This is a genomic window from Brachyspira innocens ATCC 29796, from assembly GCF_000384655.1.
GTDB classification, from domain to species: domain Bacteria; phylum Spirochaetota; class Brachyspiria; order Brachyspirales; family Brachyspiraceae; genus Brachyspira; species Brachyspira innocens.
Window position 1 is genome coordinate 71,769 of the sequence record NZ_ARQI01000121.1, and the last position, 9,701, is coordinate 81,469.

Sequence of the window (9,701 nt, forward strand, 5' to 3'; positions counted from 1 at the left end):
AATAATCTTTAAAAGTTTTATTATTATTGTTATAATATAGTCTTTATATGCGGGTAAAATCATTATATAAATTTTTTTTATTAATATAATTTTTTGTATTACAGTATTTATTGTTTTAATATTATGATGTTTTTTTATAAGTAAAAGGAAATTATGTATGGTCAATTTTTTTAAAAGTCAGTCAACAGAGGCAAGGCGTGATTTAATACTTCATGGCTCTATTACTAATACATTAATAATGCTTTCTATTCCTACATTAATGATGACTTTAGTTCAGTCATTAATACCGCTTATGGACGGACTTTTTCTTAATAATGTTACAGGTACTATCATAGCAAGCAGTGTAAACTTTGCTGAGCCTATTGTTAATATGATGACAGCATTATCTCAAGGTTTGGGAGTTGCTGCTATGGCTATAGTTGGTCAGTATAACGGGCTTGGTGATTTTGTAAATGCCAAAAAGATATCAACTCAAATAGTAGTTACTGGTGTTTTATTTGGTATTGCTATGGGGCCTACACTTTATATTGTAAGCATATTAGTTTCTATGAATTTACAGCCCGGCATTAAAGAAAATGTTTATCAGTATTTGTCATTATACAGTTTTGTTATGCCTATGACATTTTTAGCTGCATTATATAATGGTATAAAAAATGCCAATGGTAAACCTGAAGCTACTTTTATAAGAAGCGTTATACTTCTTCTTCTAAAGATAGTATTTAATTTTATATATGTTTATTTTATGCACTTAAAGATAGTAGGAAGCGTATTAGCATCATTTTCTACATACCTTATAGTTACAGCTTGGATGTATTATGATTTATTTGTAAAAAAGAGCGATGATAAATTATCTCTAAAAGATTTTAAATTTGACAGCTCAATTTTAAAAGAACTTATGATAATAGGTGTTCCTTCAATGCTTACTACTTTTTTAAGCAATTTAGGTTTCTTTTTAATTAATACCGAAGTAGAAAAATACGGAGCTACTATATTAAACGGTCAGGGTATAGCCAACAATATAACTACAGTATGCTTTAATTTGCCTGCAGCATTTGGTTCTGCTGTTACAACTATGGTTAGTATGAATATAGGAGCTAAATATGCTGATAAAGCCAAAAAATCATGCTATACAGGTATGGTATTAAGTGCTGTTACAGCTATTATACTTATAGCTATTGTTATACCTCTTACGCCTCATATAACTATACTTTTTACTAGGGAGGCTGAAGATTTGTACGTTGCTAATGGGGCTTTGCCTATATTTGCATTAGGGGTATTAGGTTTTGGTATTACTATGGTTGTGCAGGGTGCTTTAATAGGACTTGGAAGGACGAGAGTACCTCTTATAATTAGTATACTTAGAATATGGCTTTTGAGGTTTATATTTATTATTGTAACTACAAAGTATTTATCATATTGGGCTGTATTTTGGGGCAACTTATTTTCTAATACCATGTCTGGAGTTATAGCACTTATTATTATATCAAAAGTTCCTTGGGTATCTGTTATTAATTTGAAAACTCAAAATAGTGTTGTTTTAAGGACAAGGCTGTTTATAGATGCTTTGGGTGCTAAACTTTTCCCTAAAAATATAGGTAAAAGAAAAGATTATATTCAGAAAATGAGAAATAAATTAAGCAAAATAAAAGATCCTGTAAAACTAGTACTCTTTAGAGAAAAAGAAATAGAAAAAATAGAAAAAATGCAGGAGAGAGAGGAAAAGGCTAAAAAACGAGAAGAGATGAAAAGACTTGAAAGGGCTGAATGGAAGATGCAGCTTGAAGAGATAAAAGAAAAAAGAGAGAAGATAAATCAGGAAAGAAAAGAATATAATGAAAACAGAAAAAGAGAAAAAGAAGAGAAAAAATTAAAAATGAAACAGGAAGTTCAGGCTAGGAGAGAAGCAAGACATAAACTTAGAAATGAAAGAAAGGCAGAAATAGAAAAATTAAAAGAAGAAAGAAAAAATTTAAAAAATAAAAATAGAGAAAATGATAAAGAGATATAATATTATGAATACAACTTTAGTATTATTAATAGCTGGAAGTTCTAAACGTTTTGGCGGTAAAGTAAAAAAGCAGTTTATAAAAGTAGATAATAAGCCAATATTTGTACATACTTTAATAAATATGCTTAAATTTAATTTTGATAATATTGTGTTGGTAAGCTCCAAAGATGAGATAAAAAATATAAAAAAGTATATAGAAAAAGAAGAGAGCATAAAAGAAAAAACAAAAAAAAATATGCATTATATAGAAGGCGGAAGCGAGAGGGTATATTCTGTATATAATGCTATTGTTTTTATAAGAGATAATATAAAGACTGATTATATATTTATTCATGATGGTGTTAGACCTCTTGTAAGCAGAAGTGAAATAAAATCTTTATATGATGCTGTATTAGAGTATAATGCTGCCATACTAGCTTCAAAAGTGGTTGATACTATAAAAAAGGCTGATGATAATAGTAATATAATAGAAACTATAGACAGAACATATCTCTATAGGGCTGCTACTCCTCAAGGGTTTAAATTTGATAATTATATGACAGCTATTGAAAAATATATTAATGATAAGAATGCCAATTTAGCTACAGATGATGCTGAGATATATAGCAAATATTTTGGAAATGTAAAAATAGTTTTATGTTCATCTAATAACATAAAGATCACAAATAAGGAAGATTTGAATATTTTTATTAAATTGAAGTAAAAGTATATAAATTATTTGCTTTTTTTTTTATTAAATGATAAAATTTTGCCACTAAGTTATTTAGGGGTTTATATATTTTGAAATGCGATATATGCGGTAAAGAGAAGGCTGTATTACATATTCAGGAAATTATAGGTAATGAGCGTCATCAGATAAATATATGTAAAGAATGCGAGATTAACGGCAATATTATGGAAAAATGTCTTGAGCTTGAATTCGATAATATTGATACAGCGTTTCCTAATTACAGGTCTATGCCTTCAAAAAAGAAAAAGAAGAAAGTTCCTAATTCTAATAAAGTATGCAAAGTATGCGGCTATTCTTTGGAAGACTTTTTAAAAACAGGTGCTGTATGCTGTCCTAAATGCTATGAATATTTAAAATCAGATCTATCTAAAGCGGTTAAAAAGATACATAGAGAGAATAAACATATAGGCAAAATATCTAATAAAAATTTAAGTTTCAGAGATATAGAATCAAAAATAGAAGAGTATAAAGAAAAAATAGAACTATTAATAAAAATAGAAAATTTTGAAGAGGCTGCTTTAATAAGAGATAAACTTGAAACTCTGCAGCATGATTTAATATCTAAAAAAACTAAGAGCGAAAAAAAAGATGTCCGTTAATAACAGCATAGCAAATTGGATATATCAGAAAGGAAATGATGATAATATAGTATTATATTCAAAAGTTTCAATTTATAGAAATTTGGATAATATAAGATTCTTTTATCATATGGATAAAGAAGATTTTGATAAAACAGAATCTATTTTAAGAACAAATATAGAAAATTTAAATCATGAGTTTGAATATATAAAACTTTTTAATGAACCTAATTTGAATATACGCATACTAATAGAAAATCTTACTATACCAAGAAATAAAAATTTAGTTAATGCTTCATTATATACTGATATAAATCAGTCTTCATCTTTGCTTATAAACTCTAATGAACATTTGGAAATACAGACTATAGCAAGAGGACTAGAGCTAGAGGATTGTTTTAATAGGGCATACAAGATAGAAAATGAATTAGATAAAAAAATAGATTTTTCCTATGATAAGAAGTTCGGATTTTTAACAAGTTCCCCTGATATAATAGGTACTGCTATGAGTGTAAACGTATGTTTGGCTATACCTTGCCTTATTTGGAAAACTCCTGATAATATAGATTATTTTATTAATGAATGTGCCAAAATGGGTTTTGAAGCTAATATAAAAAACGGGCTTATGTATATAAAAAATAATATTATGATAGGGGTTACTGAGAAGTTTATACTTGATGGTATTATTGAAAAAGTTAAAGAAATATCGGAAAAAGAAAAAAAAATAAGAAACAGGATAAAAAAATTAGACAGAATAGAAATTGAAGATAGAATATACAGAAGCAGAGCAATATTATTATCAGCAAGAACTCTCAAATATAGAGAGCTTATAAAGTACAGTTTATGGCTTAGAGTAGGTCTTGATTACGGCATACTTGAAGATTTGGAGCTTGATACTTTATATTATATTATAGCAGCTGGAAGAAGCGGACATTTAAAAGAGTTATATCAGAAAAGTAATTATTATAAAAATATAGATGAAATGAGAGCCAATGTTATAAGAGATATTTTAAAAAATAAATGAGCATAATTTTTTAAGTTATGCTCATTATTTTTATAATTGATTTTTAATTATGCTTTGTTTAGATAATTTGTGGCACTTACAGCAGCAACAGCACCTTCTCCTACAGCATTAGCAACCTGACGTATTGGTTTGAATATAGAATCTCCGCATGCAAACACGCCTTCAATATTAGTTTCCATTGTAGACATGTTTGTAACTATATGACCAGTTTCTTTTAATTCTATTCCAGTATCTTTTAAGAAATGAGTAGCAGGCTCTTGTCCTACAAATACAAATACTCCGTCTACAGCTTGTTCATGAATACTTCCATCTAGTACATTTTTTATTTTTATGCTGGTCACTTTACTGTCTCCGCAAATTTCATCTATAACAGAATCAAGTACATATTCTACCTTTCCAGTATCTGTTAAATGTTTTACGTTTATAGGTTCAGCTCTAAACTCTTTTCTTCTATGAACTAAATATATTTTATTAACAAATCTTGTAAGGAAATAAGCCTCATCAAAAGCACTGTTACCACCACCTACTACAGCAACAGTTTTATTTCTGTAGAAAGCTCCGTCACAAGTAGCACAGTATGAAACTCCTTTTGCTGAGAAAGTATCTTCGCCTTTAGTTCCTAATTTTTTAGCAAAGCCTCCCATAGCAAGTATTATTGTTTTTGTTTCATAAGTTTTTCCGTCAGCTGTGATAACTTTTTTTATCTTTTCTTTTATATTCTCTATTTTTATAACTTCATCATAAACTATTTCGTTTTTAGAAAACTTTTCAGCATGCTGCTGCATTTTAGCAACAAGTTCAAAAGAGCTAATCTCTTCTGGAAAACCTAGATAATTTTCGACTGTATCGGTGCTCATCATCTGACCGCCAGCTCCTTTTTTCTCTATTAGAAGCGAGTTTGTTAAAGCTCTGCCCAAATACAGCATAGCAGAAAGACCTGCAGGACCTCCGCCTATTATAATACTATCATATACAGACATATATAAACACTCCTTTATTATTAATAATAATTATTATATGGTATTAATTATAAATAGTCAAGTTAGATATATAAAACATTTAATTATTTAAAATGCTTTTTAACATAAGCTATTATTTCGCTGGCATTAGCTATTTCTCTTGAAGAGTTTCCCACACGTATATAGAATTTCTCTTCTTTTGCACCTTGCTTATTTGTAATTTTAGTATATACAGGCTCTTTTCCCTTGCTAATATAAACTATACATATATCTTTTTCATCTTCAGTAACAAAGTCGATTCTTATTCCCTCAGCAGAGAAAGCATTTCCGTAATATGTTTCAATAAGTGTTCTCAAATGAAGCTCAAAGAAATCTCTGTTGGCATGTTTTAATGTGCTGTAATCATGCTCAAGACCTAATATTTCTCCGTCATTTGATATACCTATAAATAATCTTCCGCCCTCTGTATTGCTGAATGCGGCGATTGATTTCATAATTACTTCTTCTAATGCCTTATTAATTTTTTCAGTATTGCTGTCATATCTTAAACTAGATTTGAACTCTACATTAGTGTTTTCACCTTCTTCAATAATTTTCTTTATATTCATATGATTTCTTTTAAGCTCTTCTATGATTCTAATATAATGAACAGCCAATATAACAACAAGTATTACACTAATAGAAATAAATACAATTAAGAATAATATAATAGGAACTTGTATTTTATTTATAAGGGCTTTTTCTGGTATTATAATTCCTATCTCTATATTATTATCCGCTACAGAGAATGTTCCCTTATATCCCCAATATACATTATCTTTATAATATACTTTTAACATATCCTCATTAGTGCCGTTAAATTCTTTAGTCATAATATCTGCTATAGCATTATAATCAAGTGCTGTTACACTATCACTTGTATTACTGTTTGTATTAGGATATGATACTGGGAATGTTATTTTACTGTTTCCAGTTACTAAATAGGCATAAATATTTTCTATGTTTTTAAGCTCAACATCATTAAAATTAACATTAAACTGCGAGATATATTCAAATGCTATATTTTCATTTGCTATGTATATTAAATGTATATAAGGTTTTCCGTCTCTTATATAGAAGGAATCTATACTTAATTGTTCAAAAGGTACTGCAGCATATTGATTGCTTTCAGTGCTGTTGGTTACAATATGACCTACAACTTTATATCCGTTTCCTTCTTTGGTAATAGACATATAATTATTTCCGACTTTCATAGCAGCTTTTTCTATAAATGTATGCTTTGGGAAGAAATTGGTTATAAGTAATTTATATGCTTCGGGAGCCTTGTTTACTATATCAAATATGGGGGTCATTTGCATAGAGAAGTAGTATGTAGGATAAAATATTTTAGAATACTCTTCTACTATAGAAGTTTTCACATCCTGAAAGAGAGATTTAAAAATAAATTTAATAGGTATAGGGCTTCTCATCTGTATATATATCAAAAAAGTTATAAATAAGAACAATACTAATATAATTACATCTCTTAATATTCTATTTCTTAACTCAGATTTAGAGAAGAATCTGCCAGATACAATCTTCATACCATATCCATATAAAAGTCCTATATGCATGTTATCATAACATATATTTAATATATATCAACCTAAATATATTAAAAATGGTTAAAATTACATATATATGGTATATTATTAAAGCATTATTTATAAAAATATATTTTTTGTAAAATTAAACACTTTTCAAAACCTTTTACATAAATTGGGTATGTTTACCATACTAAATTGTATAATAGAGCTATTGTAATATTATATTTATATATAGTGTTATATATTAGTATTTAATAATTTTAATAGTTTAATATATACTAAAAATTTTTAAGTTTGTCAATTTTTTTTGGTTCTTTTTCCCGCCGCAAAAAGAACCAAAAAGTGCAAGTGTAAAAATAATACTAAATAGTACTAATTATGTTTTACATGTAGAATAAATTGTAAAATTTAGCCAGAAATATAGCCTTTTTGCTTCTTTGTGGCAACAAAAGAAGTGGGGTCTGGGGCAAAGCCCCAGATATTAAAAAGAAAATATAATTTTATTTTTGACAAAATATAGTTGTTTAGGTATATACTGGAACAATTTTATTTTGTCAATTTTTTTATTGTTCTTTTTCCCACCTTCTACAGAGTGGCGGGCTTCGCCAAAAGAACCTTATATCCTCGACAAGCTCGGATACGCTTCGCGAAAGTGCAAGTATTGAAATTATTATCAAATTGTGCTAATTATGTATTACATGTATGACAAATTACTAAATTTAGCCTGAAATATAGCCTTTCGAGATTGCGGGCTGTGCCTGCTGTACTTCATTGTGGCACACCTGCCTACGGTACGCAGAGTGATGCAGACAGAGTCATAGAAGAACTGGGGGAACGACTGTGTGCTTTGCAGCAAATTAAAAATAAAATATGATTTTATTTTTGATAAACTATATTTGTTTATGTATATACTGGTTTTAAAAATATATTTATAAATTTGGTTTTAACATTTTTAATTTAAGTTAAATCTGTACTGTAATGCTTCTGTTATATGGTCTACGCCTATAATCTCTTTTTCTTCCAAATCGGCTATAGTTCTTGATACTTTTAATATTTTATTATAGCTTCTAGCACTCATTGAAAATCTTTCCATAGCTAGATTAAGTAAATTTCTTGCTTTATCATCTAATATGCAGAACTTTTCAGTATCTTTTATACCCATAGAAGAGTTTGAAAATATTTTAAGCGAGTTTTCTTTAAAGCGTTTTTCCTGTATTTTTCTTGCTTTTGTAACTATTTTTCGCATAGATTTAGAACTTTCCCCATCAGATTTTGAAGTCATTTTATTATAATCAACAGCACGCACTTCTATTGATATGTCTATTCTATCTAGTATAGGTCCAGAAAGTTTGGCAATGTATTTTTTTCTAGCTATATCAGAGCATCTGCATGTATGTTTTTCATCTCCGTAATAACCGCAAGGGCAGGGATTCATAGCGGCAATCAATGTGAAGTTGGCAGGAAAAGAAATACTGCCGTTTGCTCTGCTTATAGTTATAGTTTTTTCTTCCATAGGTTCTCTTAAAGTTTGTAATGCGGAGCTTTGAAACTCTACAAACTCATCAAGAAATAAAACTCCGTTATGTGCTAATGTTATTTCTCCAGCTTTTATGTTTCTTCCTCCGCCTACAAGGCTTACATAAGAGGAGGTATGATGAGGTATTCTAAACGGGCGTTTTTTTATTATAGGCATGTTTTTTGACAATAGCCCGTAAGAAGAATATATTTTTGTCACTTCCAAAGCTTCTTCAAATGTGAGAGGCGGAAGTATTGTAGGTATTCTTTTTGCTATTAAAGTTTTTCCGCATCCGGGAGCTCCTATCATTATAAAATTATGTTCGCCAGCAGCTGCTATCATTGCGGCTCTTTTTGCATATTCCTGCCCCTTAACATCTGAAAAGTCTATTGTTTCATCATCAGAAGTATCAAAATTAAATCTGCCTTCTGAAACTATATAAGCCTTTTTTCCTTCTGCAGCATCTATTGCTTCTTTAAGTGTTTTTACTGGATAAAGATTAAGTCCTTCTATTATATTAGCTTCTTCCATATTGTTAAATGGTATAATGGCATTTTTTATTCCAAGTTCTTTAGCATTTAAAAGCATTGAAAATATTCCTTTTACTTCCCTCACACTTCCATCTAATGCAAGTTCTCCTAGTATAATAGTCTCTTCCATAGAATCTGAAAAAAATACTTGAGCACTTGATGATAGTATTCCCAAAGCAAATGCCAAATCATACATACTTCCAGTCTTTTTTATATCAGCAGGGGCTAGATTGATAGTTATTCTTTTTGGAGGAAAAAATCTGTCGCTATTATTTATTGCAGCTATTACTCTTTCTTTGGCCTCATTAACTGCTTGGTCTGGAAGTCCTACAACATCAAATTTAGGCAGTCCTTCTGATATATTAACTTCTATTACAATAGGTATTCCTTCTATTCCGTAAAGAGCTTCTGAATATATTTTTGTATGCATATAAAAACTCCGTTATTTATTAATGATTATTTATATGCTTATAGTTAAACAAATTTTTTTATCATTTTAAGCCTAGAATTTACAGAAAATTATAAAAAATAATAAAAAATTAAGATTTTTTTATTTATTAGACTTGTTTCAAAACCAAATTTCTTAATATTTATACTTTTTTAATTTAATATTTTTTTTAATTATAGTTGGGACTTTGCCCACCGCACTGCGTGCTTACGCAAAACCCCACTTTTTTTGTGCCGCCTGTCCGCCTTCGGTGTGACATAAAGAAGCAGGCACAGCCCGCAGAGCGAAAGGCTATATTTCAGGCTAAATTTAATAATTTATT

The 9,701-nt window shown here is 29.0% G+C and carries 7 protein-coding genes; 4 read left to right on the plus strand and 3 right to left on the minus strand.

Going from position 1 to position 9,701, the window contains the following annotated elements; genetic code table 11:
- Positions 1-157: 157 nt before the first annotated feature.
- From F811_RS0111045 to F811_RS0111060, 4 genes are all read left to right on the plus strand, one after another.
- The gene (locus F811_RS0111045) at positions 158-2,008 is read left to right on the plus strand and encodes an MATE family efflux transporter (RefSeq protein ID WP_020005303.1); all 1,851 of its coding nucleotides are present in this window, start codon (positions 158-160) and stop codon (positions 2,006-2,008) included.
- 4 nt (positions 2,009-2,012) lie between these two features.
- On the plus strand, positions 2,013-2,711 hold the full coding sequence (locus tag F811_RS0111050; protein ID WP_211216979.1) for an IspD/TarI family cytidylyltransferase: 699 nt from the start codon (positions 2,013-2,015) through the stop codon (positions 2,709-2,711).
- Positions 2,712-2,788: 77 nt separating this feature from the next.
- Positions 2,789-3,337 carry a UvrB/UvrC motif-containing protein gene (locus F811_RS0111055; RefSeq protein ID WP_020005305.1) on the plus strand — a complete coding sequence of 183 codons (549 nt, stop codon included), beginning with the start codon at positions 2,789-2,791 and terminating at the stop codon, positions 3,335-3,337.
- The gene (locus tag F811_RS0111060) at positions 3,327-4,340 is read left to right on the plus strand and encodes a guanido phosphotransferase (protein ID WP_020005306.1); all 1,014 of its coding nucleotides are present in this window, start codon (positions 3,327-3,329) and stop codon (positions 4,338-4,340) included. The genes F811_RS0111055 and F811_RS0111060 overlap by 11 nt, the downstream gene beginning before the upstream one ends.
- Before the next feature lie 47 nt (positions 4,341-4,387).
- On the opposite strand, the gene trxB is transcribed toward F811_RS0111060, so the two are convergent.
- The 3 genes from trxB to F811_RS0111075 form a co-directional block, all read right to left on the minus strand.
- Positions 4,388-5,320, minus strand: a complete 933-nt coding sequence (trxB, locus tag F811_RS0111065; RefSeq protein ID WP_020005307.1) for a thioredoxin-disulfide reductase — start codon at positions 5,318-5,320, stop codon at positions 4,388-4,390.
- Positions 5,321-5,403: 83 nt separating this feature from the next.
- Entirely contained in the window at positions 5,404-6,882 is a 1,479-nt protein-coding gene (locus F811_RS0111070) for an AlbA family DNA-binding domain-containing protein (RefSeq protein WP_020005308.1), read from the minus strand.
- Positions 6,883-7,837: 955 nt separating this feature from the next.
- Entirely contained in the window at positions 7,838-9,361 is a 1,524-nt protein-coding gene (locus F811_RS0111075; RefSeq protein WP_020005309.1) for a YifB family Mg chelatase-like AAA ATPase, read from the minus strand.
- Between the last annotated feature and the right edge of the window lie 340 nt (positions 9,362-9,701).

Coding starts and splice junctions, on each gene's coding strand:
- F811_RS0111045 (WP_020005303.1), top strand. CDS start 158: ATGGTCAATTTTTTTAAAAGTCAGTCAACAGAGGCAAGGCGTGATTTA.
- F811_RS0111050 (WP_211216979.1), top strand. CDS start 2,013: ATGAATACAACTTTAGTATTATTAATAGCTGGAAGTTCTAAACGTTTT.
- F811_RS0111060 (WP_020005306.1), top strand. CDS start 3,327: ATGTCCGTTAATAACAGCATAGCAAATTGGATATATCAGAAAGGAAAT.
- trxB (WP_020005307.1), bottom strand. CDS start 5,320: ATGTCTGTATATGATAGTATTATAATAGGCGGAGGTCCTGCAGGTCTT.
- F811_RS0111070 (WP_020005308.1), bottom strand. CDS start 6,882: ATGAAGATTGTATCTGGCAGATTCTTCTCTAAATCTGAGTTAAGAAAT.
- F811_RS0111075 (WP_020005309.1), bottom strand. CDS start 9,361: ATGCATACAAAAATATATTCAGAAGCTCTTTACGGAATAGAAGGAATA.